This window comes from Roseateles sp. GW821-FHT09H10, from assembly GCF_059415865.1.
Map to the genome: position 1 here is coordinate 1,633,310 of NZ_JBWKOB010000001.1, position 23,721 is coordinate 1,657,030.

Annotated in this window: 25 protein-coding genes; 15 read left to right on the forward strand and 10 right to left on the reverse strand. The window is 68.2% G+C overall.

Going from position 1 to position 23,721, the window contains the following annotated elements:
- Positions 1-35 precede the first annotated feature (35 nt).
- Positions 36-2,393: a TonB-dependent receptor plug domain-containing protein gene (locus AC07OY_RS07640; protein ID WP_495041911.1), complete on the forward strand. Its 2,358-nt coding sequence runs from the start codon at positions 36-38 to the stop codon at positions 2,391-2,393.
- A gap of 24 nt (positions 2,394-2,417) precedes the next feature.
- Positions 2,418-3,020, forward strand: coding sequence for a MarC family protein (locus AC07OY_RS07645; RefSeq protein WP_495041912.1), 603 nt, complete (start codon positions 2,418-2,420; stop codon positions 3,018-3,020).
- 28 nt (positions 3,021-3,048) lie between these two features.
- Here AC07OY_RS07645 and AC07OY_RS07650 read toward each other — a convergent pair whose 3' ends face one another.
- The gene (locus tag AC07OY_RS07650; protein WP_439462962.1) at positions 3,049-3,201 is read right to left on the reverse strand and encodes a hypothetical protein; all 153 of its coding nucleotides are present in this window, start codon (positions 3,199-3,201) and stop codon (positions 3,049-3,051) included.
- Positions 3,202-3,237: 36 nt separating this feature from the next.
- Positions 3,238-3,789, reverse strand: a complete 552-nt coding sequence (locus tag AC07OY_RS07655; protein ID WP_495041913.1) for a GNAT family N-acetyltransferase — start codon at positions 3,787-3,789, stop codon at positions 3,238-3,240.
- A 275-nt stretch (positions 3,790-4,064) separates the two neighbouring features.
- Here AC07OY_RS07655 and aceA point away from each other — a divergent pair, with 275 nt between their 5' ends.
- Positions 4,065-5,363, forward strand: coding sequence for an isocitrate lyase (gene aceA / locus AC07OY_RS07660; RefSeq protein WP_495041914.1), 1,299 nt, complete (start codon positions 4,065-4,067; stop codon positions 5,361-5,363).
- A gap of 98 nt (positions 5,364-5,461) precedes the next feature.
- Positions 5,462-6,289, forward strand: a complete 828-nt coding sequence (locus AC07OY_RS07665) for a UCP032817 domain-containing protein (protein WP_495041915.1) — start codon at positions 5,462-5,464, stop codon at positions 6,287-6,289.
- On the opposite strand, the gene AC07OY_RS07670 is transcribed toward AC07OY_RS07665, so the two are convergent.
- The 4 genes from AC07OY_RS07670 to gbd all read right to left on the reverse strand — a co-directional run bounded on the left by AC07OY_RS07670 (position 6,286) and on the right by gbd (position 11,371).
- On the reverse strand, positions 6,286-7,836 hold the full coding sequence (locus AC07OY_RS07670) for a methyl-accepting chemotaxis protein (protein WP_495041916.1): 1,551 nt from the start codon (positions 7,834-7,836) through the stop codon (positions 6,286-6,288). The genes AC07OY_RS07665 and AC07OY_RS07670 overlap by 4 nt on opposite strands.
- Before the next feature lie 210 nt (positions 7,837-8,046).
- On the reverse strand, positions 8,047-8,616 hold the full coding sequence (locus AC07OY_RS07675; protein WP_495041917.1) for a hypothetical protein: 570 nt from the start codon (positions 8,614-8,616) through the stop codon (positions 8,047-8,049).
- An 83-nt stretch (positions 8,617-8,699) separates the two neighbouring features.
- Positions 8,700-10,229 (reverse strand): Wzy polymerase domain-containing protein, encoded by a 1,530-nt coding sequence (locus AC07OY_RS07680; protein ID WP_495041918.1) that lies wholly within the window; start codon positions 10,227-10,229, stop codon positions 8,700-8,702.
- A gap of 2 nt (positions 10,230-10,231) precedes the next feature.
- Positions 10,232-11,371, reverse strand: coding sequence for a 4-hydroxybutyrate dehydrogenase (gene gbd, locus AC07OY_RS07685; protein WP_495041919.1), 1,140 nt, complete (start codon positions 11,369-11,371; stop codon positions 10,232-10,234).
- Between the two features lie 58 nt (positions 11,372-11,429).
- Between gbd and AC07OY_RS07690 the strand changes: the two genes are divergently transcribed.
- The 4 genes from AC07OY_RS07690 to AC07OY_RS07705 all read left to right on the forward strand — a co-directional run bounded on the left by AC07OY_RS07690 (position 11,430) and on the right by AC07OY_RS07705 (position 15,842).
- On the forward strand, positions 11,430-13,136 hold the full coding sequence (locus AC07OY_RS07690; RefSeq protein ID WP_495041993.1) for a S10 family peptidase: 1,707 nt from the start codon (positions 11,430-11,432) through the stop codon (positions 13,134-13,136).
- Entirely contained in the window at positions 13,133-14,062 is a 930-nt protein-coding gene (locus tag AC07OY_RS07695) for an alpha/beta hydrolase (protein WP_495041920.1), read from the forward strand. Before AC07OY_RS07690 ends, AC07OY_RS07695 begins: the two co-directional genes overlap by 4 nt.
- Positions 14,063-14,225: 163 nt before the next feature.
- Complete coding sequence (locus AC07OY_RS07700; protein WP_495041921.1) at positions 14,226-15,083, forward strand: YbgC/FadM family acyl-CoA thioesterase; 858 nt, start codon at positions 14,226-14,228, stop codon at positions 15,081-15,083.
- A gap of 12 nt (positions 15,084-15,095) precedes the next feature.
- Positions 15,096-15,842, forward strand: a complete 747-nt coding sequence (locus AC07OY_RS07705) for a hypothetical protein (RefSeq protein WP_495041922.1) — start codon at positions 15,096-15,098, stop codon at positions 15,840-15,842.
- 7 nt (positions 15,843-15,849) lie between these two features.
- Here the strand turns inward: AC07OY_RS07705 and AC07OY_RS07710 are convergent, their stop codons facing one another.
- Together AC07OY_RS07710 and ygfZ are read right to left on the reverse strand one after the other, a co-directional pair.
- A complete protein-coding gene (locus AC07OY_RS07710; protein WP_495041923.1) occupies positions 15,850-16,104 on the reverse strand; it encodes a DUF4936 family protein in 255 nt (84 codons plus the stop codon).
- A complete protein-coding gene (ygfZ, locus tag AC07OY_RS07715; protein ID WP_495041924.1) occupies positions 16,101-16,997 on the reverse strand; it encodes a CAF17-like 4Fe-4S cluster assembly/insertion protein YgfZ in 897 nt (298 codons plus the stop codon). The genes AC07OY_RS07710 and ygfZ overlap by 4 nt, the downstream gene beginning before the upstream one ends.
- Before the next feature lie 48 nt (positions 16,998-17,045).
- Between ygfZ and mltG the strand changes: the two genes are divergently transcribed.
- From mltG to AC07OY_RS07750, 7 genes are all read left to right on the forward strand, one after another.
- Positions 17,046-18,041, forward strand: coding sequence for an endolytic transglycosylase MltG (gene mltG, locus AC07OY_RS07720; protein WP_495041925.1), 996 nt, complete (start codon positions 17,046-17,048; stop codon positions 18,039-18,041).
- Positions 18,038-18,652: a dTMP kinase gene (gene tmk, locus AC07OY_RS07725; protein WP_495041926.1), complete on the forward strand. Its 615-nt coding sequence runs from the start codon at positions 18,038-18,040 to the stop codon at positions 18,650-18,652. Before mltG ends, tmk begins: the two co-directional genes overlap by 4 nt.
- On the forward strand, positions 18,649-19,653 hold the full coding sequence (locus tag AC07OY_RS07730) for a DNA polymerase III delta subunit-related protein (RefSeq protein WP_495041927.1): 1,005 nt from the start codon (positions 18,649-18,651) through the stop codon (positions 19,651-19,653). The genes tmk and AC07OY_RS07730 overlap by 4 nt, the downstream gene beginning before the upstream one ends.
- A 60-nt stretch (positions 19,654-19,713) precedes the next feature.
- Positions 19,714-20,106, forward strand: coding sequence for a PilZ domain-containing protein (locus AC07OY_RS07735; RefSeq protein WP_495041994.1), 393 nt, complete (start codon positions 19,714-19,716; stop codon positions 20,104-20,106).
- On the forward strand, positions 20,106-20,891 hold the full coding sequence (locus AC07OY_RS07740) for a TatD family hydrolase (RefSeq protein WP_495041928.1): 786 nt from the start codon (positions 20,106-20,108) through the stop codon (positions 20,889-20,891). Before AC07OY_RS07735 ends, AC07OY_RS07740 begins: the two co-directional genes overlap by 1 nt.
- Positions 20,888-21,547, forward strand: coding sequence for an ankyrin repeat domain-containing protein (locus tag AC07OY_RS07745; protein ID WP_495041929.1), 660 nt, complete (start codon positions 20,888-20,890; stop codon positions 21,545-21,547). The genes AC07OY_RS07740 and AC07OY_RS07745 overlap by 4 nt, the downstream gene beginning before the upstream one ends.
- A 117-nt stretch (positions 21,548-21,664) precedes the next feature.
- Positions 21,665-21,898: a hypothetical protein gene (locus tag AC07OY_RS07750; RefSeq protein ID WP_495041930.1), complete on the forward strand. Its 234-nt coding sequence runs from the start codon at positions 21,665-21,667 to the stop codon at positions 21,896-21,898.
- Positions 21,899-21,949: 51 nt separating this feature from the next.
- On the opposite strand, the gene efp is transcribed toward AC07OY_RS07750, so the two are convergent.
- Positions 21,950-22,504 carry an elongation factor P gene (efp, locus tag AC07OY_RS07755; protein ID WP_495041931.1) on the reverse strand — a complete coding sequence of 185 codons (555 nt, stop codon included), beginning with the start codon at positions 22,502-22,504 and terminating at the stop codon, positions 21,950-21,952.
- Between the two features lie 84 nt (positions 22,505-22,588).
- Positions 22,589-23,617, reverse strand: coding sequence for an elongation factor P maturation arginine rhamnosyltransferase EarP (gene earP / locus AC07OY_RS07760; protein ID WP_495041932.1), 1,029 nt, complete (start codon positions 23,615-23,617; stop codon positions 22,589-22,591).
- Positions 23,618-23,721 lie beyond the last annotated feature (104 nt).

Genomic DNA, 23,721 nt, shown 5'->3' on the forward strand with positions numbered 1-23,721 from the left:
ACTCCGCCGCCATCACAAATGCACACGGAGTAACCATGCACGCCACCCGCCTGCTGCCGACCGCGCTCGCCGCCCTCAGCCTGTTCGCCACCGCTTCGGCCATCGCCCAGGCCCAGGACAACAGCCTGGAGCGCGTCACCGTCATCGGCTCACGCAAGAGCCTGCCGGCCGCATCCAGCACCGACACGCTGGTGCCGGTTGACATCTATTCGATGAGCAAGGTGACAGAGGGCGGGGGTCAGTTCGACCTGGCCCAGTCGCTGCAGTACCTGTCGCCGTCCTTCAACTCGACGCGTCAGACCGGCGCCGACGGCGCCGACCTGATCGACTCCGCCGCCCTGCGCGGCCTGGGCTCGGACCAGACCCTGGTGCTGGTCAACGGCAAGCGCCGCCACACGGTGGCCCTGGTCAACCTGTTCGGCGCCCGCAACCGCGGCTCGACGGGCACGGACATGAACTCCCTGCCGCTGCTGGCCATCGACAATGTGCAGGTGCTGCGCGACGGCGCGGCCGCCCAGTACGGCTCCGACGCCATTGCCGGCGTCATCAACATCCAGCTGAAGAAGAAGGCCGGCTGCGAGGCGGTGGCCGGCTACGGCCAGTACTCGGCCGGCGACGGCAAGAACTACCTCGCCTCGGCCTATTGCGGCGCCAAGATCGGCGGCGGCACGCTGGGGGTCACCGGCGAATGGCAGGACCGCGGCCGCTCCAACCGCGCCGACGCGGGCAGCCTGCGCACCATCGGCGACACCCAGGTCAAGAACAAGACCCTCTATCTGAACGGCGAGTTCCCGCTGGGTGGCGACAACAAGCTCTATGTGACGGCCGGCGCCCAGGACCGCGATGCATCGTCGGCCGCCTGGGCCCGCAATGGCGACACTGACATCCCCAGCCGCAACTCGGCTGCGATGTATCCCAACGGCTTCGTGCCCTTCATCAACGGCGACGTGCAGGACCGCTATGTCATCGTCGGCTGGAAGTCGGCCATTGCCGGCTGGGACACCGACCTGTCCCAGACCTATGGCAGCAACAAGCTGCGCTACAACATCAGCAACACGCTGAACGCGTCCATCGCCAACAAGGATCTGATCAATGGCGGCCGCGGCATCAGCCCGACCAGCTTCGATGCCGGCGGCTTCGGCTTCAGCCAGGCGACGACCAACCTCGACGTCAGCCGCTTCTTCCCCGACCTGCTGGGCGGCAGCAACATCGCCTTCGGCGCCGAGTACCGCAAGGAGAAGTACAACATCGTCGCTGGCGAGTCCGGCTCCTACATCGACGCCGACGGCGTGGGCTTCGGTGGCAACGCCGGCAGCCAGGGCTTCCCCGGCTTCTTCCCCTCGGATGCCACCAACCGCAGCCGCAACAGCCAGGCGCTTTATGCCGACTGGGAAGCGAACCTGACGCCGGCGCTCACCGTGGATGCCGCCGTGCGCGCCGAGCACTACAGCGACTTCGGCTCCACGACCACCGCCAAGCTGTCGGGCAGCTTCAAGGCCAGCAAGGAAGTGCTGCTGCGTGGCGCAGCCAGCACCGGCTTCCGTGCACCCAGCCTGCAGCAGCTCTATTTCTCGTCCACCTTCACCGACTTCCTCGGCGGCAGGCCGCTGGACGTGGTGCTGGCGCCCAACGGCAGCAGGATCGCCAACGCGGCGGGCGTGCCGGCCCTGAAGCAGGAGAAGTCCAAGAACTTCACCCTGGGCGTGACCGTGAAGCCCAGCACCGACACCGCGCTGACGGTCGACCTCTATCAGATCAACATCAAGGACCGCATCGTGCTGTCCGGCCGCTTCGACGAAAACAACTACCCGGCTCTGGGTGCCATCCTGCAAGGCCTTGGGGTCGGTCAGGCGCAGTTCTTCGTGAACTCGGTGGACACGCGCACCCGCGGCGTGGACCTCACGGCCTCCAATCGGATGAAGCTGGGTGCGGGTCAACTCAACACCTTCCTGGCGCTGAACGTCAGCCGCACGACGGTGACGGCCATCAATGCACCGGCCTCGCTGAAAGGCTACGAGGACGTGCTGCTGTCCACGCGTGAACGCCTCTTCATCGAGCAGGGCGGCCCTCGCACCAAGGCCACGCTGGGCTTCGAGTACAGCCAGGGCGTCTGGACCGGGGAAGCCAAGGTCATCCACTTCGGCAGCCAGACTCACGCCGGGGGCTACACGGCTGGATGGATGTTGAACTACAAGCCCAAGACCTCGATGGATCTGGGCATGAGCTGGCAGGCCACGCCGGCCTTGAAGTTGAGCGTGGGCGGCAACAACGTCTTCAACGTCAAGCCGACCCGTCAGAACCCGGATGAAACTGACAACGGTTTCTACTACGACAGCGTGCAGTTCGGCCTGAATGGTGCGTCCTACTTCGCGCGGATGCACTACAAGTTCTAAGAGTCGCGCTGACAATCCGGGCGGATGGACCACAGCTTCCTCTCCGCCCTGATCCTGCTGCTGCTGGTGCTCGACCCGCTCGGCAGCCTGCCCATCTTCATCCCCATCATGCGTGCGGTGCCGAAAGAGCGCCGCACGCGCGTGGCGCTGCGCGAGGTGGGCATCGCCTTCTGCGTGCTGTTCGGCTTCATGTTCGTCGGCGAGACCTTCCTGCAGGTCATGCACCTGTCGGAGCGCTCGCTGGAGGTGGCCGGCGGCGTCATCCTGATGATCATCGCCATCCGCATGATCTTCGGCGGCTCGGCGGAGTCGGCCTATGGGCTGGAGCCGGGCAAGGAGCCGCTGATCTTCCCGCTGGCCGTGCCGCTGCTGGCCGGCCCGTCGGCCATGGCCACGGTGCTGCTGCTGGCATCCCGCCAGCCCGACCGCATCTATGAATGGATTGGCGCCCTCAGCACGGCGCTGCTGGTGTCCGGGCTGGTGCTGGTGCTGGCGGATCGCATCCGCAAGCTGCTGGGCGATTCGGTCGTGTCGGCCATCGAGAAACTGATGGGCCTGGTGCTGACCGCGATCGCCGTCGAGATGGTGCTGGCCGGCCTGAAGCGCTACTTCATCGGCGGCATCTAGAAAGACGCCGGGCCGGCCAGCGAAGGGCTTACTTGCCCTTCAGCTTGGCTTCCTTGCCCTTGGGCATGACAGCCGTCATCGGCGCCACAGGGCGGTCCGAGCCCGCTGCTGCCTTGCCGGGACCGGCGTCCTTCTTCGGTTTCTTCGTCATCTTGTTGCCGCGTTGTTCGGTATTGGCCATGATTCCTCCATGCAAAGGGGTTGAAAGCAGATCGAACTATGCCTCAGCGTCGTACTTCGTTTTGGCAGGGCTTGCGAGCCATTGCTCAGCCGTGACGTCATATCGCTTGCAATCCATGTCGTACCAGCGGCCCAGGCCGGTGAAGCTCATGCCCAGCTTCTCCATGACGGTGGAAGAGGGCGTGTTCTCGGGCTGGCAGACGGCGCAGATCAGTGCCGGCTTCAGGGTCTTGAAGGCCCAGCCCACCATGTGGCGGGCCGCCTCGCTGGCATAGCCCTGGCCCTGGGCATCCTGGCGCAGCCGCCAGCCCGTCTCCAGCGGGCCGGCCGGATCGCGGTTGAGGTGCTGGATGCAGCCCATGCCGACCACGTCCCCACCGTCCTGCTTGACGAAGGCCCACCAGGAATAGCCGAACTCCGCCCAGCGTGACTTCACGCGCTCGATCATGGCGCGCGTGTCTTCCAGCGTTTCGGGCCTGCCGGTGATGTAGCGCATGACCACCGGATCGCTGTTCAGGCGGTAGAGCCCGTCCAGATGGCGGTCGTCAACGGGTTCGAGGCGCAGGCGGGGCGTCAGCAGCAAGGACATGGCTTCAGTAGGAGTCGGTCACGATCGGATGCATTCTGAAGTGGCCTGCTCTCACCATTCGGAAGTCACTTTTCATATCGAGAAATTTGCGCATGCTGCAGCGCCGCAAGATTTCTCATTATGGTGAATTGCGTTTTGCGATTTGAAAATGCAAACATAAGTCATTGTTTTATATGGGCAAAGTTTTTTGTCTTGTATAAGACTTTGACTTGCATGGCGGCGCATCAAGCCCTAATCTTGAGCCATCGGTTTTCGATGTTTCAAAGGAGTACTGCATGACCCGCCTCACCCGTGAACAACAGATCGCCGCCCTGGAAAAAGACTGGGCCGAGAACCCCCGTTGGAAGGGCATCACCCGCGGCTACACCGCCGCCGATGTCGTCCGCCTGCGTGGCTCCGTCGAGATCGAGCACACCCTGGCCAAGCGCGGCGCGGAGAAGCTGTGGGGCCTGGTGAACACCGAGCCCTTCGTCAACGCCCTGGGCGCCCTGACCGGCAACCAGGCCATGCAGCAGGTCAAGGCCGGCCTGAAGGCCATCTATCTGTCCGGCTGGCAGGTCGCCGGCGACGCCAACAGCAATGGCGAGATGTACCCCGACCAGTCCCTGTACTCGGTGGACTCGGTGCCCAAGGTCGTCAAGAAGATCAACGCCACCTTCAAGCGCGCTGACGAGATCCAGTGGAGCGAAGGCAAGGACGATGTCGACTTCTTCGCGCCCATCGTGGCCGACGCGGAAGCCGGCTTCGGCGGCGTGCTGAACGCCTTCGAACTGATGAAGGCCATGATCGAGGCCGGCGCCTCGGGCGTGCACTTCGAAGACCAGCTGGCCAGCGCCAAGAAGTGCGGCCACATGGGCGGCAAGGTGCTGGTGCCGACGCGTGAAGCCGTCGCCAAGCTCGTCGCCGCCCGCCTGGCCGCCGACACCATGGGCGTGCCCACGCTGCTGGTCGCCCGCACCGACGCCGAAGCCGGCGACCTGGTCACCGCCGACATCGACGACAACGACAAGCCCTTCTGCACCGGCGAGCGCACCGTTGAAGGCTTCTACCGCACCAAGAACGGCCTGGACCAGGCCATCAGCCGCGGCCTGGCCTATGCGCCCTATGCCGACCTGATCTGGTGCGAGACCGGCAAGCCCGACCTGGCCTTCGCCAAGGCCTTCGCCGACGCCATCCACGCCAAGTTCCCCGGCAAGCTGCTGGCCTACAACTGCTCGCCTTCCTTCAACTGGAAGAAGAACCTGGACGACGCCACCATCGCCAAGTTCCAGCGCGAGCTGGGCGCCCTGGGCTACAAGTTCCAGTTCATCACGCTGGCCGGCTTCCACAGCCTGAACTACTCGATGTTCGAACTGGCCCACGGCTATGCCCGCAACCAGATGAGCGCCTTCGTCGAATTGCAGGAGAAGGAATTCGCCGCCGCCGAGAAGGGCTTCACCGCTGTCAAGCACCAGCGCGAAGTCGGCACCGGCTACTTCGACGCCGTCACGACGACCATCGAGGCCAACGCTTCGACGGCCGCCCTGAAGGGCTCGACGGAAGACGAGCAGTTCTTTGACGCCAAGCACGGTTAATCACAGTCGGAACGTCAACTCCTGACTTTTACGGCCCGCCTCTGGCGGGCCTTTTTATTTGTCACGAGCGCGTCATACTGAAGTCACAGACTGGCGCCATGAACAACACAACAACAAATACAAAGTTCAGCCTCGCCCACCGGCTCGGTGCCTGGTGGGGGCGGCGGCGGGAGCCCGCCCGTCGGGAGGCGTTGCGCGGGCGCTGCCCGCCAGCCACCGTGGCGGCCGCGCAGATCCCGCCCGCCGTGCGCACCGCCTGGGCCCATCACGCGCCCCATGAATTCCCCGGTCTGGCTGTCGACGACGGCGCCTGGCTGCGCTGCAGCCTGGGGCTTGCGCAGTTCTTCGAGGCCTGCCGGCTGCAGCGCGAGCAGGGGCCGTGCGCGCTGCCGAGCAAGGCGGCGGATTCGGTCTGGCATGTCTGGCTGAAGCTGGACCCGGCCGGGCTGGCGGACTGGCAGCAGCGCTATTTCGGCCGCGTCGTCGGGCATCGCGAGAACGCCGAGCTCGGCGCGCCGCTGGACGACTGCCTGGCCCGCGCCTGGGCCGGTGCCTGCCGCAGCGAGGGCAAGGGCCTGCTCGGGCCCCAGCTGCCGCTGCTGTTCGCCCTTGACGGCCTGCTGGGCCTGCCGACGGGCTGGGCCTACGGCTTCCAGCAGGGCACGCTGGCGCATCGCCAGATCGACGGCTTCGGCAAGCCCGGCGGCGCCGTCGTCATGCATGCGGCCGTCGGTGGCGCTGGCCTGGTGGCCCTCGGCCTGATGACCCAGTCGGAACTCACGGACGCCTTGCGCCAGCGCCAGAGCAGCGACAGCAGCTCCGGGAGCAGTTGCGGCAGCAGCTGGAGTTCGGACGGCGGCGGCAGTGACGCCAGCTCGGACGGCGGCGGCAGCAGCTGCGGATCCAGCTGCGGCGGCGGAGACTAGCGGCGCGCGACCTGGAAGGTCCCGACCGCGCCGTTCAGCGTCGTCGCCTGCTCGCGCAGGCTCTCGGCCGCGGCTGTCGATTCCTCCACCAGCGCGGCGTTCTGCTGCGTGACCTGGTCAAGCTGGGCGATGGCGATATTGACCTGGGCGATGCCGTCGGACTGCTCGGCCGTCGCCGTCGTGATCTCGCCCATGATGTCCTTGACGCGCTGCACGGCGCCGACAAGCTCGTCCATGGTCCGGCCCGCATCGGCCACCAGGCGTGAGCCGGCTTCCACGCGCTCGACGCTGCTGCCGATCAGGCTCTTGATCTCCTTGGCCGCATCCGCCGAGCGGCCGGCCAGCGAGCGCACCTCGCCCGCGACGACCGCGAAGCCGCGGCCCTGTTCGCCTGCCCGCGCCGCCTCGACGGCCGCATTCAGCGCCAGGATATTGGTCTGGAAGGCAATGCCGTCGATGACGCCGATGATGTCGGCGATCTTGCGCGAGCTGGTGTTGATCTCGTCCATGGTCTGCACGACCTGGGCCACCACTTCGCCACCGCGCTGGGCCACGCTCGCGGCGGACACCGCCAGCGAGTTGGCCTGGCCGGCCGACGCCGCCGAGTTCTGCACCGTGCCGGTCAATTGCTCCATGGCGCTGGCCGTCTCCTCCAGGCTGGAGGCCGCCTTCTCGGTGCGGGCGCTCAGGTCCTGGTTGCCGCTGGCGATCTCGGCCGAGGCGGTGCCGATGGACTCGGCGGAATCACGGATGCTGCCGATGGTCTGGGACAGGGTCTCGCGCATGCGGCGCAGCGTGGTCTGCAACTGGCCGATCTCGTCGGCGCGCGCCACCATGCCCTGGCCGGAGCGCATCAGATTGCCGTCGGCCACGCGTTCGGCCAACTCGTTGGCGGCGGCCAGCGGGACCGTGATGCTGCGCGTGATGCTCCAGGCGGCCCACACGCCCAGGCCCAGCATGACCAGGCCGAACACCAGCAGCAGCACGCGGCCGTTGCCGTTGGCGGCGTCGATGCCGACGGCGGTCTGGTCGATGGCCTTGCGCTGGTAGTCCAGGAACTCCTGCATGCGGGTCAGATAGACCTTGGAGCCGGGGATGAAGACGTCGGTCAGCAGCTTCTCGGCGCCTTCGGCGTCGCCGTCCTTCTTCAGCGCGGTGATCTTGTCACGCGACTCGAGATAGACCTTGCGCGCTTCGCCGACGGCATCGAACAGCTTCTGCTCCTCGGGCGAGCGGACCAGCGCCTTGAGCTTTTCCTGCATCTCGCCGGAAGACTTGGTGGACTGCGCCGCGTCTTCCTTGAACAGATCCACCAGCGAGGCGTCGGAACTCTTGGCGATGGCCATGGTGCGCCGCACGCCGGAGTTGATGTTGCGGCTCCAGTCCGAGATCAGCCTTTCCTTGGCCAGCGGCTCGTCCATCATCTGGCGCGTGGCCGCGGCCGTCGCGGCCAGCTTCCAGGAGGCGAGCGCAATCACGCAGGCGGCCAGGGCCAGCACCAGCGCGAAGCCGGCGGCCAGGCGTTTGCCGATGGATAGCTTGATCATGAAATCTCCAGTCCTCGTCTTGTTGCCCCGCGCTTCTTGGGCGCGGGCAACCTGAGATGCTAGAGCCGCCCTGGTCGTGAGGGCGGCTCCGATCTGGGACTTCGGTCACGCAGTCGGCGATTCAAACGATGTCGAGGCCGGATGGCGCCAGGATCCAACCGACGCTGGCGCGGCGTTGCCGCGGCTGCGGCGCAGCCCGCGGCGGCGCGATCAGCGACGGCGGCGCTTCATGAGACCGAGGGCCGCCAGGCCGCCGATCATCAGCAGGTAGACGTCGGACTCAGGCACCGCGGCAGTGGCCGTGATGCCGTTCCAGTACATGTTGGTGGCCATCTGCGAAGCGGTGAAGTACAGCTTCAGCGGCAAGGCCATCGCCACGTTGGGCGAGGCGGAGTCGATCGCCGGACTGATTCTGCGGATCTCGAACCAGACCACGCCGTTCGCAAACGTGTAGGTCTCACCGGCGTTGAAGTCGTTGTCGACCACAGAGCCGTAGACCGACAGCTGCAGCCCGTGGACGTTGTCGGGCGCCGTGACGCTGGTGAAGTTGCCGTGGTTCAGCCAGATCGAGAAGCCGTCGATCATCGGCGGGTCGAACCACAGGCCCGACTGCGGGGCGATGAACGTGAACGACATCGCGGTCGACGACTGGGCCGAGTTGCTGTACCAGATGTTGTTGGGCAGCACGGGGTCGTATTGCGAGGCGCCGCTGCCGGCAAAGCCTGGCATGGCGGACAAAAGCAGGCCTGCGGCCAGTGCGGCCGTGCGAATCTTTTTCATGTTTCTCTCTCCCTGGAAATGCGAGGCGAACTGTAGTGGCGGCCGACGCACCAGCAGCGCCGAGAGAGACTCTCGCCCCCCAATCACGGGGTGCGCATCGTGGCGAGGCGCTGACGCAAGCGAGCGGCCATCGCCATGTCGCCCTGGGTCTGGGCGTCGTCCGCAAGCCTGGCGATCACGGGTTTATAGGCAAATCGTTCCGTGGCAGCTTCCATGGCGGCAAGCGATGCCGGAGGGGTTTGCGTGCGGCCCAGGTATCGAGCCATCTCGTATTGGGCCTGCAGCTGGTCCATCAGCAGCAGCCGGACGGGCTCGTCGGCCAGCACCGCAGGGCGCACCAGAGCCATGCGGGCCTGCGTCAGTTGTGGCGCGATGCGGCGGTAGTCCACGACAGCCGCGATCAGCGCCATGGCGCTGACGGCCATGACCGCCTGGCCGGCCACGGCGGGCAGCTCGACGCCGCGGTCCTGCGCGCACAGCCGCCCCAGCAGCAGGCCAAAAGGCAGCAGCAGGATGAAGTATTCCAGCGGGTACTCCAGCATCGCGTGCACGCCCAGCATCAGCAGGGCCAGCATGACCGGACCGAGCCGGGCGTCGTTGCGCAGGGCGCGCAGCCCGCGCCACAGCACGAAGACCAGGCCGGCAAGCAGCAGCAGGCCCAGCGGCAGCCCGCACCAGAGCAGCAGGTCCAGCACAAGGTTGTGGCTGTGCTCGGTCCAGGCCGGCGGGGAGGGGTGGTGCAGCATGCCGCGGGCCTGAGCCACCGACACCTGGTTGAAGCCATAGCCCACCCATGGCGAGTCCGCCAGCGCGGCAATGAACAGGCGCGCATAGTCCCAACGGGCGACAACGCTTTCGCCATGGGCCCAGCTGCGGCCCTGTGAGCCCAGGGGCAGCCACTGCGTTGCCGCCACCGCCAGCAGCAGCGCGGCGAACAAGGCCAGCACGCCGCGTCGTCCCAACCCGAGGCCGAGCGCCTGGGGCGCCATCCATCCCAGGCCCAGCAGCAGTGCGGCCTGCAGCAGGCCCGTGCGCGAGCCGGTCAGGGCCAATGCCGCAATGAGCAGCCCGGCCGCCGCGCCGGCGAACAGGCGCTGGCGTCTTTCGGCCGGCCAGCCGGCCAGCAGTACCAAGAGGCCCAGCATCAGCAAGGTCGACAGCAGGTTGGGTTGGGCCAGATTGGCCCCGGCGCGGCCCGCGCGGGTCTGCGGCCCCAGCCACGGGCCAGCGGGCAGCCATCCGGCGGCATGGAGCAGGGCGATCGCGGACGACACCACGGCCGCTGCCAGCACGGCCTTCGCAAAACGCCCCGCTTCGCCCTCGGCGACAAAGGCGGGCTGTGCACCGACCTGGATGGCGAACGCCAGGCCCACCAGATAGAGCGACGCCATCACCGCATCGCCGCGGTACAGCACCAAGCCGCAGGCATGCTGGGCCAGCGGCACAGCCGCCAGCGCCAGCATCGCCAGAGCCGGCCACGGCCAGCGGCGCGCGGGCGAGCGCAGCACAAGCATCAGCAGCGCCACGGCGGCGCAAAGGTCACCGATGAAGCCCGTCCAGGGCAGTTCGTGCAGGGGTACAAGGAACCCGAGAGCCAGCAGTGCCGCCGCCACGTTCAGCGCGATGCCTCGATCAAGTCCAGATAGTCCTCCCGGCTGGCCAGCCGCGGGTTGGTCTTGTGGCAATGGTCCACCAGCGCATGTTCGACGATGCGCTCGTCCAGCTCCGGCCCGACACCCATGGCGGCCAGGCCCGAAGGCAGGCCCAGGCGGGCGTTCAGCCCGGTGATGGCGTCGGCCACCGCATCGGCGCTGTTGCTGGCCAGGCCCATGGCCTGGGCCAGGCGCTCGATGCGGCGGTCGCGCTTTACGCTGTCGGCCTCGGCATTGAAGCGGATGACGGCCGGCAGGAAGACGGCATTCAGCGTGCCGTGGTGCAGGCGCGGATTGATGCCGCCCAGGGAATGGCTCAGCGAGTGCACGGCGCCCAGGCCCTTCTGGAAGGCCATGGCGCCGTGCACGCTGGCGCACATCATGTCCATGCGTGCCTCGCGGTCGCCGCCGTCGCGGGTGGCGCGCTCGATGCTCTGCCAGCCGCGGCGCAGGCCCTCCAGCGCGATGCCGTCGGCCGGCGGGTTGAAGGCGGGGGCGAGAAAGGTCTCGATGCAATGGGCGATGGCGTCCATGCCGGTGGCGGCCGTCAAGGCCGGCGGCAGCTTCAGCGTCAGCGCCGGGTCGCAGATGGCGGCCTTGGGCAGCAGCTCCCAGTTGTGGAAGCCCAGCTTGCGGCCGTCGTCGACGATGAGGATGGCGCCGCGCGCCACCTCGCTGCCGGTGCCGGCCGTCGTCGGCACGGCGATCAGCGGCAGTACCCGGGGGCTGATGTTGACGGCGCCGCCCTCGATGGTGGCGTAGCTCTTCAGCGGGCCCTCGTGGGTGGCGGCGATGGCCACGCCCTTGGCCAGGTCCATGCTGGAGCCGCCACCGATGGCGATGAGGCCGTCGCAGTCGAACTCCCGGGCCACCTCGACAGCCAGGCGCACGGCGGCCTCGGTCGGGTTGGCGGGGGTGCGGTCGAAGACCGGCGGCTTCACATCGAAGGCGGCCAGGGCCTCGTCGAGCACGCCGGCGGCGCGCACGCCGGCATCGGTCACGACCAGGGGGCGGCGGATGCCGATGCGCTCGCACTCGGCCGGCAGCAGGCGGCTGGCGCCGAACTCGAGCTCGATGCGGGTCAGGTAGAGGATCTGGGCCATGTCGCGCTCCACACAATGTCTTTCCTCATGGTAGTGCCGCATGTCTAGACTTGCCGTCATGCGCGCGACTACTCCCACCCTGCTGCTGTCCCTCCTCCTCGTTGCCTGCGGTGGCGGTGGCGGAGGAGGGGGCTCGACGCCCCCGCCCACGCCGCCCGTGGACAACCAGCCGGGACTGACCGACACGACGGTCTATTCCTCGGCGCCCGAGGCCTCGCTGCCGGGCGCCGTCGAGGCAGCGGCGGTCAGCACCCAGACCGTCACCGCCAATGGCCAGACGCTGAGCTACACGGCCACGGCCGGCCACCTGATCGCGCGCGATGCCAACAACGCGGCCCAGGCCTCGGTCTTCTACGTCGCCTATACGGTGCCCGGGTCCGATGTGGCGACCCGCCCCGTCACCTTCTTCTACAACGGCGGTCCGGGCTCGGCCTCGGTCTGGCTGCAGCTGGGCAGCTTCGGCCCCAAGCGCCTCGTCACCAATGCGCCCGACACGACGGCCGCGCGGCCCTTCCCGATGATCGACAACGCCGAGCACCTGCTCGGCCAGAGCGACCTGGTCTTCGTCAACGCCGTCGGCAGCGGCTACTCCCAGGCCATCACGCCCTTCAACAACCGCAGCTTCTGGGGCGTGGACAGCGATGCGGCCCTGTTCCGCGACTTCATCCAGCGCTACCTGGCCGTCAACAACCGCGCGGCCTCGCCCAAATACCTGTTCGGTGAAAGCTACGGCGGCCCGCGCACGGCCGTGCTGGCGCGGCGCCTGCAGGAGGCCGGCGTCATGCTGGACGGCGTGGTGCTGCAGTCGCCGGCCATGGACTACAACAGCAATTGCGGCATCAGCAACGCGCAGAGCTGTGGCGGCTTTCTGCCCAGCTTCGCGGCCGTCGGCGCCTTCCACGCCCTGACCACACCCATTCCGACCGACATCAACGCCTGGGCAGCGCAGGCACGCAACTATGCCGACAGCGTCTACGCCCCGGCCCTGCAGGCCTGGTTCGCCAACGCCCAGCCGACGCCGGCGCTGTGGCAGCCGCTGGCCGACCTGACGGGCTGGCCGGCCGCGCGCTGGCAGGCCAATCTGAATGTGTCGGCGACGACCTTCCGCCAGCAGCTCGTGGCCGGCAATCTGCTGGGCCGCTACGACGCCCGCATGAAGGCCGCCAATGGCAGCGCGCTGGCGGCGGAAGGTGACCCCTCCAGCACCTGGATCGGCGAGAGCTTCGCCACCGGCATCGTCACCCATCTGCGCGACCAGCTTGGCTATCGCAATGCCTCGACCTATGTGGTGCTGAGCAATGCCATCAACTTCTGGGACTTCAGCCATGGCGGCCGGCAGCTGCCCGACACCATGCCCGATCTCGCCGCCGCCCTGGCCCAGAACCCGCGCCTGCGCGTACTGGCCGTCAGCGGCTATCACGACCTGGCCACGCCCTTCCACCTGACCGAGACCGACCTGGCCCGCGTCGACGCCAGCCGCGTCAAGATCCGCAACTACCCCGGCGGCCACATGAGCTATCTCGACGACGCGACGCGCATCGCCCAGCTGGCCGACATGAAGGCCTTCTACGCCAACACCCTGGCCCTGCGCGCCGCGGCCGACCTCCGCCCCGAGCGGCAGGCGCAGTCGGCCCGGCCCGTCGTGGCCGTGGATCGCGCAGGCACGCCGCAGCTGCCGGGCAGCGTGGCGCCGACGAACGAAAAGGCCCTCCAGTCGCCGCTGCAGGATCCGTGGGTGCCACCGCAGACAATGCGGGCTCGATGACCGACAAGAATCCCGCGCTCACGCCCCGCATGGCCGAGCTGCTGACGCGCATCCAGCGCGCCAAGCGGCCGCCTTTTCATTCGCTGACACCGCGCGAGGCCCGCCTGGCCTACCGGATGGGCGCCGAGATCCTGGACCTGCCGCGCGCGCCGCTGGCTCGCGTCGAGGATCTCGAGGTCGCCGGCCGCCCGGCGCGGCTCTACGCATCCAGCGCCGACAAGCTGCCCGTGCTCCTCTATCTGCATGGCGGCGGCTTCACCATCGGCGACCTCGAGACCCATGACAGCCTGTGCCGGCAGCTGGCCCAGCGCAGCGGCGCCGCCGTGCTGGCGCTGGACTACCGTCTCGCGCCCGAGCACCGCTTCCCGGCCGCCGTCGACGACGCCTGGGCCGGCCTGGCCTGGCTGCATGAGCAAGCGTCCACCCTCGGCCTGGATGGCAGCCGCCTCGGCGTCGGCGGCGACAGCGCCGGCGGCACGCTGGCCGCCAGCACCGCCTTCTTCGCCCGCGAGCGTGGGCTGCCGTTGGCCCTGCAGCTGCTGATCACGCCGGGCACCGATGCCCACATGAGCCACGATTCGCACCGCCGCTTCGCCGAAGGCTATCTGCTGGACGCCAAGTCCATCGAATGGTTCTTCAGCCATTACATCGATGCCGACCAGCGCAGCGACTGGCGCTTCGCGCCGCTGCAGGCCGACGACCACGCCGACCTCGCGCCCGCTGCCGTGCTGCTGGCCGAGGCCGATCCGCTGGTGGATGAGGGCCTGGCCTATGCCGACGTGCTGCGCGCCGCCGGCGTGCCGGTGCAGCTCGAGCTGGCCCGCGGCGTCACCCACGACTTCATCAAGATGGGCCGCAGCCTGCCCGAGGCCCTGCTGGCCCTGGACTTCTGCGCTGGGGCAATACGAGAGCATCTCAATCTATGACCCCGTCCTCTTCCGGGCCGCTCCCTAGCCGGCCCGCGGAGGCGATGTGCTCGCGGTTCAATGCCGCGAGCATCGCCGTCCCCTCGGGGGACCGACCAGGCTTGCCCGCGTTCAGCGGGGCTAGCTTGGGCGAGGGGCACTATCTCAGGGAATATCTGCGACCATGAAACGCCAGGACTTCCGCTTCCTCGAGCCGCTGCGCGTGCGCTGGGCCGAGATCGATGCCCAGGGCATCGTCTTCAACGGCCACTACCTGACCTATATGGACACGGCCATCAGCGGCTATTGGCGCGCACTGGCGCTGCCCTATGCCGACACGATGAAACTGCTCGGCGGCGACCTCTTCGTGCGTCGCGCGGCCCTGGACTACCTCGCCTCCGCCCGCTACGACGACCGCCTGGACATCGGCGTGCGCTGCCGCGAGTTCGGCAACAGCTCGATGAAGGTCGACGGCGCCTTCTTCCGCGGCGACCAGCTGCTGGTGCAGGCCGACATGGTCTATGTTTTCGCCGACCCCGTCGCGCAGACGCCGCAGCGCCTGCCAGACTCCTTGCGCGGTGTGATCAACGGCTTCGAGGCCGGCCAGAGCGTCGTCGACGTCAGCGTGGGGCCTTGGAAAGAGCAGGGCGAAGCCGCCGGCGCCATCCGCCGCGAGGTCTTCATCGACGAGCAGGGTATCCCGGCCGACATGGAATGGGACGCCGCCGATGCGAGCTGCCTCCATGCGCTGGCGCGCAACCGCTTCGGCGTGCCGCTGGCCACCGGCCGCATGCTGGAGCACGTGCCCGGCGTCGCCAAGATCGGCCGCATGGCCGTGTTGCGCTCCATGCGTGGTACGAACATCGGCCGCCAGGTGCTGGACGCGTTGATGGCCGAGGCGAGGCAGCAGGGCTACCGCGAGGTGCTGCTGCATGCGCAGCTGTCGGCCGAGAGCTTTTACCTGCGCGCCGGCTTCCAGCGGCGGGGCCAGCCTTTTGAGGAGGCAGGCATTGCGCATGTGGAGATGGTCAGGAGTTTGTGACCTGAGTTGGGCATGCTTGAAGCCATTCGAAGCTTGATGTCGACTCAGGGAGCGCGCGGCAGACCGATCCGCGTGGCCGGACTGTGTCGAGGCTATCTGACACTGTCGGAAGAAGCGGCGCAGCCGGCGACGGGGCTAATTCCGCAGTCATGGCTTGCTGAACTCCGAGACTGCCGTGTCTCGATCAACGACCAGAACGAACGTCCCATGAAGGAAGGGCTGTCGTTGCTCGGCAAGATGTCATCGGCCGATGTCGAGTCGCTTCTTGTTTTCGGCGATGTTGGCGCGTTGGCCTTCGCCGCCTCCAACTGGTCTCGGGTCGGGCATGCGGTCTTCGAAATCACGCGGATAGCGGCAGATCCAGAGGCTGGATTCATGACCGGCAAAGCGCTGACGGATCTCGATGGGCAGGGGCAACTCCACTACGGGTATTGCAGGCATCTCGGACCAGATATCGCACCGCTCTCGGAGAGCAGGGTCCGCAAGTCGCTGCTCGGTACGGCGAGCGTGCGCATCGAGACCGCAAAACATGGCTGGCTCAGTGGTCGGGACGATGTGAAGGCCGGCGCTGTTCGTGCGCTGTACCCCGTCAACTTCTGGTCGGCAGAAGCTTTGGCGGAAATGAAGGCGCTCGGCATTGTCTGGCCGGCGTCTCTTCAGCCCTGCGTTGGACTGAACCAGATCGATGCGGGCGCACAGGAGCTGATCGAATCCATGAATCCTGCCTTCAGCCGATTCATTCGCTTCGGACCAACTTGAAGGCCCGTCAGCCCAGCATCTCGAAGCGCTCGACCTTGCGCTCGCTCGCCAGCCACTGAGCCATCGCGGCGGCGACCTGCGGTTCGCGATGGGTCCAGCCCTCAGGGTAGATCTCCATCCAGGTCCATCGCCCCTCGTCATCCGGTTCAGGCCGCTGCAGCAGCTCGATCGGCGCCTCGACGCGCGCCTTGCGGAAGGCGATGAGGGCTTCGTCGACGTGGTCGGCCGCCACGCGGTAGTAGACGTAGAGCTGCACGCTCATTCTTGCGGCGGGATCTCGTAGGGCAGGGCGCGCGGCTGCAGCGTGGCGCCGCTGGCGCTGCCCAGGTGCAGGCTGCCACCCTCCAGCGTCGCGAGCTTGATCTCGGCGGCGATGGCCGTGCGGCCATCCTTGGCGCCGCTGCTGGCAACGATGCCGGCCGGCTGCTCCGGGTCGGCGCTGTGGAAGATCTCCTGGCCGACGGTGGCTGCCGCATCGGTCTCGAAAACTTGCAGCCGGCGCTTCAGCGTGCCGCGGTACTGGCTGCGGGCGACGATCTCCTGGCCGGGATAGCAGCCCTTCTTGAAGCTCACGCCGCCCAGCACCTCGAAATTGATCATCTGCGGCACGAAGGCCTCGACGGTGGCGCCACGCACCCAGGCCACGCCTGCTTGGGCTTCGGCAAACGCCCAGTCGTCCGCCGTGATGGCCGCACCGGCCGGCACAGACGCAGCCGCCGGTTGAATGCGCAGCGCACGACCAAACTCAGGTGCGGCGGGCAGGGCGACTTGCACCGCATCGCCTTCACGCACCAGCGTCCAGGCTTCGGCCGGCGGTGCGCCCAGCAGGCCGTAGACGGCGAACTCCGCGCTGGCGTCGCTCAGCTTGCACTTGGCGCGCAGCACGAACATGGACAGGCGCTTCAGCGTCGCCGCCAGCGTTTCGGCCGGGAGGGCCAGCAGGATCTCGTCCTCGCCATGCTTCCAGCCCACCAGCGTCGCCAGCAGCCGGCCCTTGGCCGTGCAAAAGCCGGCGAGGCGCGCATGCTCGCGGTCGAGCAGGGCGAAGTCCTGGGTCAGCTGGCTGTGCAGGAAGCTGGCGGCGTCGGCGCCCTGGGCGCGGATGACGCCCCAGTCGCTGAGGCGGAGTTGGGAGGCTTGAAGGATCTGGGACATAGGTGGCAATTATCATCAGCCCCCTTTAGACGGAGCCTGGCCAAGGGCATGAAGTGGTTGTTGCGGGCGCTGTTCGCCCTGTTGTTGATTGCGGCATTGGCCGCGGCTGCCGTCTGGCAGTGGCTGCGCAGCCCGCTGAGCCTGGCGGCGCCGTCGGTGGAGCTGTCCATCGAGCCCGGCACCAACCCGGCCGAGGTCGCCCGCGCCTGGGTGGCCGCCGGCGTGCACGCCGATTCGCGCCTCCTCTACCAATGGTTCAGATGGTCGGGCCAGGCCAAGCAGATCCGCGCCGGCAGCTATGAAGTCCACGCCGGCATCACGCCGCGCGAGCTGCTGGACAAGATGGTGCGCGGCGACCAGGTCATGGAGCAGCTGCGCCTCATCGAGGGCTGGAACTGGCGCCAGGTGAGGGCGGCTCTGGCCGCGGCACCCCAGCTGAAGGGCAAGACGGCCCAGATGAGCGATGCCGACATCATGGCCGCCCTGGGCGAACCCGGCGTGGCGCCCGAGGGCCGCTTCTTCCCCGACACCTATGCCTACAGCCGTGGCGTCAGCGACCTGACCGTGCTCAAGCGGGCGCACGCAGCCATGCAGGCGCGTCTCGCCGCGGCCTGGAGCAAGCGGGCGCGCGACCTGCCGCTGAAATCGGGCGACGAGGCCTTGATCCTCGCTTCCATCGTCGAGAAGGAGACCGGCACGGCGGCCGATCGCAGCAAGGTCGCGGCCGTTTTCGTGAACCGGCTGCGCGTGGGCATGCCGCTGCAGACCGACCCGACCGTCATCTATGGCCTGGGCGAGAGCTTCGACGGCAATCTGCGCAAGCGCGACCTGCTGGCCGACACGCCCTTCAACACCTACACCCGCGGCGGCCTGCCGCCCACGCCCATCGCCATGCCCGGCGCGGCCTCGCTGCAGGCGGCCCTGAACCCGGCGGCCATCAAGGCGGTGTACTTCGTCGCCAGGGGCGACGGCAGCAGCGAATTCAGCGAAGACCTCGCCGCGCACAATCGCGCGGTCAACAAATACCAACGCGGCGGCAAGTGACTGGTCGGTTCATTTCTTTCGAAGGCATCGACGGTGCCGGCAAGTCCACCCACATCCAGGCGGTGGCCGACTGGTTCCGCGCCCGCGGCGCCGATGTGCAGCTCAGCCGCGAGCCCGGCGGCACGCCGCTGGCCGAGACCCTGCGCGACATCGTGCTCAAGCAGCCCATGGGCTCGCTGACCGAGCTGCTGCTGATGTTTGCCGGCCGCCGCGACCATGTCGAGGCCGTCATCAAGCCCGCGCTGGCCGCCGGCAAGACCCTGCTCTGCGACCGCTTCACCGACGCCAGCTTCGCCTACCAGGGCGGCGGCCGCGGCCTGCCCCTGAGCGTGCTGGACCCGCTGGCCGACTGGGTGCAGGAAGGCACCGAGCCCGAGCTGACGCTGTGGTTCGACCTGCCGTCGGAACAGGCGGCCGCGCGCCGTGCCAGCGCCCGCGAGGCCGATCGCATCGAGCAGCAGGACCTGGACTTCTTCGAGCGCGTGCGGGCCGGCTATGCCGACCGCGCCGCCAAGGCCCCCGGCCGCATCGTGCGCATCGATGCCAGCGGCACGGTGGAGCAGGTGGCGGCCCAGGTGCTGGCCGTGCTCGCGGCCCGCTATCCGTCATGAACGCCGATCTGCCCTGGCTGCAGGAACCGCTGGCCGATGCGCTGGCGCGGGCGCGCTCGCATGCCCTGCTGGTGCAGGGGCCGGCCGGCGTCGGCCAGCTGGAACTGGCCGTCAAGCTGGCCCAGAGCTGGCTCTGCGAGGACCGCGGCCAGGCCCAGCCCGCCTGCGGCCGCTGCGCCAGCTGCAAGCTGTTCGCCAGCGGCACCCACCCCGACTTCCAGCTGCTGCTGCCCGAGGCCCTGGACGCCTCGTCCCGCGAGTCCCTCGGCCTGCCCTTCGAGGAGGCTGATGCGCCCAAGGCCGGCAAGGCCAAGCCGAGCAAGGAGATCAAGGTCGAGGCGGTGCGCAACCTGCTGGCCTTCGCCCAGGCGACGTCGGCGCGCGGCAAGGCCAAGGTGGTTGTCATCTTCCCGGCCGAGGCCCTGAACGGCATTGCGGCCAATGCGCTGCTGAAGACGCTGGAGGAGCCCTCCGGCCTGTTGCGCTTCGCACTCGCCAGCCATGACAGCGCATCGCTCTTGCCCACCATCCGCAGCCGCTGCCAACCGTTGCCGCTGCCGTTGCCCGAGCGCGCGGCGGCGCTGGCCTGGCTGGCCTCCAAGGGCGTGGAGGGCGCCGAAGGCCTGCTCGACGCCACCGGCGGCCGGCCCCAGCAGGCGCTGGCCTGGCACGAGGCTGGCCTGACCGACGCCGCCTGGCAGGCCCTGCCCAAGCGGCTGGCCCGTGGCGAAGTGGCAGCCTTGTCGGACTGGGCGCCGCCGCGCGCCATCGATGCGCTGCAACGGCTTTGCCATGACCTGGTGCGCCGCAGCCACGGCCAGCCCGGCCAGTTCTTCGCGCCGGCGGCCCTGCCTGCGCCCCGGCGGCAGGCGCCGCTGCTGGCCTGGGATGCCGAGCTGCGCCGGGCTGCCCGCCACGCCGACCACCCGCTGAATGCCAGCCTGTGGCTCGAGGCCCTGGTCGCCCAAGCCCAGGCTGCCATCTCGGCGGCCGCGCGCTGACTACACTCGGCCCTTATGAGCGACGCCAACCCCAAGCCCTCGCAGTTCCAGCCCAGCCAGATGGGGGGCAGCCTGCCCCTGCCCACGGTGGGTGGCCAGGGGGCCTCCTCCGGCGCGAGGCCCAGCGTCATCCAGCTGGTCTTCCGCGAGAAGTCGGCCCTGTATGCGGCCTACATCCCGGCCTTCTCGGAAGGCGGGCTGTTCGTGCCGACGACGCGGGACTACCGGCTCGGCGAGGACGTCTATCTGCTGCTGGCCCTGCCGGAGGACAACCAGCGCTACCCGGTGGCCGGCAAGGTGGCCTGGCTGACGCCCGCCAATGCCTCGGGCGGCCGCACCCAGGGCGTGGGCGTGCGCTTCCCCGGCGACGAGAAGACCCGCCTGATCCGCGTGCGCATCGAGGAAATCCTGGGCACCGCCATCTCGTCGAGCAAGCCCACGCAAACGCTCTGATGTTTGTCGATTCCCACTGCCATCTCAGCTTTCCTGAGCTGAAGCAGAACCTGCCGGCCATCCTGGCCGACATGCGCACCGCCCAGGTCGATCAGGCCATCTGCATCTGCACGCAGATGGAGGAATTCCAGGCCGTGCATGCGCTGGCCCTCGAGCATGCCCAGCTGTGGGCGACGGTCGGCGTGCATCCCGACACGGAGGACATGCGCGAGCCCGACGTGGCCGAGCTGGTGAAGCTGGCAGCCCTGCCGCGCGTCGTCGCCATCGGCGAGACGGGGCTGGACTACTACCGCCTGAACGGCCGCAGCATCGAGGACATGGAGTGGCAGCGCGAGCGCTTTCGCACCCACATCCGCGCGGCCAGGCAGTCGGCCAAGCCCCTGGTCATCCACACCCGCTCCAGCGCGGCCGACACGCTGCGCGTGCTGGACGAGGAGGGCGGCGAGCAGGCCGGCGGCGTCTTCCATTGCTTCACCGAGTCGGCCGAGGTAGCCCTGGCCGCCGTCGAGCGGGGCTACTACATCTCCTTCTCGGGCATCGTCAGCTTCAAGAACGCCCAGGACCTGCGCGACCTGCTCAAGCTGCTGCCGCTGGACCGCGTGCTGATCGAGACCGACAGCCCCTATCTCGCGCCGGTGCCCTTCCGCGGCAAGACCAATTCGCCGGCCTATGTGCCGCATGTCGCGAAGGCCGTGGCCGATGCGGTCGGGCTGCCGGTCGAGGAACTGGCCGCGCGGACGACGGCCAACACGCGGCGCCTCTTCGGCCTGCCGCAGACGACATGAAACACAAGATCTGGCTGAGCGCGCTGGCCCTGCTGGCGGCGCTGGCGGCAAAGGCCGCACCCATCGACGAATTCGTCATCGCCGCCGAGCTGAATGACGGCCGGGCCATCATGAGCCTGCTGCTGAAGGGTGTGGACCCCAACCAGGCCGACGGCCGTGGCCGCAAGGCCATCTTCATCGCCGCCAAGGAGGAGTCGCTGCGCGCGCTGGACAGCCTGCTGGCCTCGCCGCTGACCCAGGTCGACGAGGCCAATGCCCAGGGCGAGACGCCGCTGATGATCGCTGCCATCCGCGGTTCGCTGCCGGCCGTGAAGGCGCTGGTGAAGCGTGGTGCCGCCATCAACCGCCCGGGCTGGACGCCGCTGCACTACGCCTGCAGCGGGCCGGACAACGGCGTGGCCGCCTTCCTGATCGCCCAGGGTGCGGAGCTGAACGCACGCTCCGAGAACGGCACGACGCCGCTGATGATGGCGGCGCGCTATGGCAACAGCGACCTCGTGCCCTTGCTGATCGAGGCCGGCGCCGAGCCGCGCGCGGCCAACGAGCAGGAGCTGACGGCAGCCGATTTCGCCCAGCGTGGCGGCCGCGACCTGATGGCCAAGGAACTGCGCCGCATCATGCAGCAACGCCAGCGCGGCGCCGGCGGCGCCAAATAGTTCTCGCCCCGGGGGACGTGTAGGGAAAAGTCTTACAGCAGCTAGGGCGCTGGGCCGACTATTGCGAAAAAGCGCGCCTGCCTACAGTGGAGTCATCGTCAAACAACGAGGCCCACCATGCTGTCCACCACCCCCAATCTGGCTGATCCCTTCGCGATGCTGATCGCCCCCCAAGAGGTGATGAACGCCATCGAGCGTTCGGACCGCCTGGCCCGCCTGCAGCGCCGCGTCTACCGCCCGCTGGACCGCCCCTGGATTCCGGTCAAGGGTGGCGCCGCCGATTTCGACAGCGAGATCGACGCCGAGCCGGATGCGCTCGAAGTGCCCGATCTGTCCGACAGCGCCGAATAAAACAAAACGCCCGCTGATGCGGGCGTTTTTGTTGGCGAGGCCGGAAAGCGCTTAGACGCGCTTGCGGTACTCGTGGGTGCGGGTGTCGATTTCGATCTTGTCGCCGTTCTCGACGAACAGCGGCACGGGGATCTCGAAGCCGGTGCCCTTGATGCGGGCGGGCTTCATGACCTTGCCCGAGGTGTCGCCCTTGACGGCCGGCTCGGTCTCGATCTCGCGCACGACGCTGGTGGGCAGCTCGATCGAGATGGCCTTGCCGTCGTAGAAGGTCACTTCCGCGGCCATGCTGTCTTCGAGGTAGGACAGGGCGTCGCCCATGTTCTCGGACTCGACTTCGTACTGGTTGTACTCGGTGTCCATGAAGACATACATCGGGTCGGCGAAGTAGGTGTAGGTGCACTCCTTCTTGTCGAGGATGATCTGCTCCATCTTGTCGTCGGCCTTGAAGACCAGCTCGGCGCCCGCGCCGTTCAGCAGATTCTTCATCTTGATGCGCACGGTGGCGGCACCACGGCCGCCACGGCTGTATTCGGTCTTCAGGACGACCATCGGGTCCTTGCCCTGCATGATCACGTTGCCGGCGCGGATTTCTTGAGCGAGTTTCATGGGGTGTCTCTCGAGATTGAGTCAGGGCTGCGCACCAGACTCCAGCGGATTGCATCCCGGTTTGGCGCGGCAAAGCCCAATATTCTAGCTGGAAACCCCTAAGAAGCCCTTCAGCTGCGTCAGCAGATCGGGCTGCAGCGCCAATTGCTCACGCCACTTTGGCGCGTGGTCGGCGGCCTCGTTCAGCCCCCCGAGTCGGTCGGGCAGGGCGGACAGCCCGTTCCAGCCGCGCCAGACCGCACGCCAGCTTTCCGGCAGTTCGGCCCGCGCCATGAAGGCCTCCAGCTTGGCGTGATGGGCGTCGTCGTGCTGGGGGTAGATGTGCCAGACGAAGGGCTTACCGGCCCATTGGGCGCGCACGAAGGAGTCCTCGCCGCGCACGAAGTTCAGGTCGCAGGCCCACAGCAGGCGGTCGTAGTCGTCCTGGGGCAGGTAGGGCAGGGCGATGCTGCGCAGTCCGGGGCGGTCCTTGATCAGGGGCTGCAGCGGCCCGGGGCAGGCCAGCACCAGCGTGGGCTGTGCGGCCAGCGCGGCCAGCAGGGCCGGCAACTGCTCGTTGGCATAGGCGAACAGGCTGACGACGCGTTCGCCCTCCTCGGGCGCCCAGCCTCGCGCGGCCAGCCAGGCGTGGCCGTCGAAGTTCGCGATGCGGTCCAGCAAGCCTTGCTCGCGAAGCAGGCCGCCGGTGCGCGGTGTGAAGCCGGGGTAGAAGAAATGCTTGGTCAGGCCCGCGCCGGGGCCGTGGAACTGCGGCGAGGCCAGGCCATGGCTGCGCTCCACGTAGTCCTCGGCGCTGAGGTATTCGAGGTTGATCCAGCGCGGCGCGGGCTGGCGTGCGGCCATGCGGGCGACGAAGAATGCCGGCAGCTCGCAGCCAAAGGCTTCGATGACCACGTCGCCCGGGTCGGCTTGCACGTCGCTGTCGGGCCAGGGGCGGATCTCGACGCCGTAACGCCGGTCGGGCCGCTCGGGTGCCATCCATGCCAGCGCCGAGGCGTCGTCCACCCACAGCCTGGCCCGATCGCCGCGGGTGACCAGGTCGCGCGCCAGGCGCCAGCAGACGCCGAGGTCGCCGTGGTTGTCGATGACGCGGCAGAAGAGGTCCCAAAGCATTGGCGTTCCCATCGGCGTTCTCATGGGCGGATTCTCCCAGGCCACAATTCCATCCATGTCGAGTACGACCCCTCCCAACACCGAGGCCGGTGATCAGCAGCAGG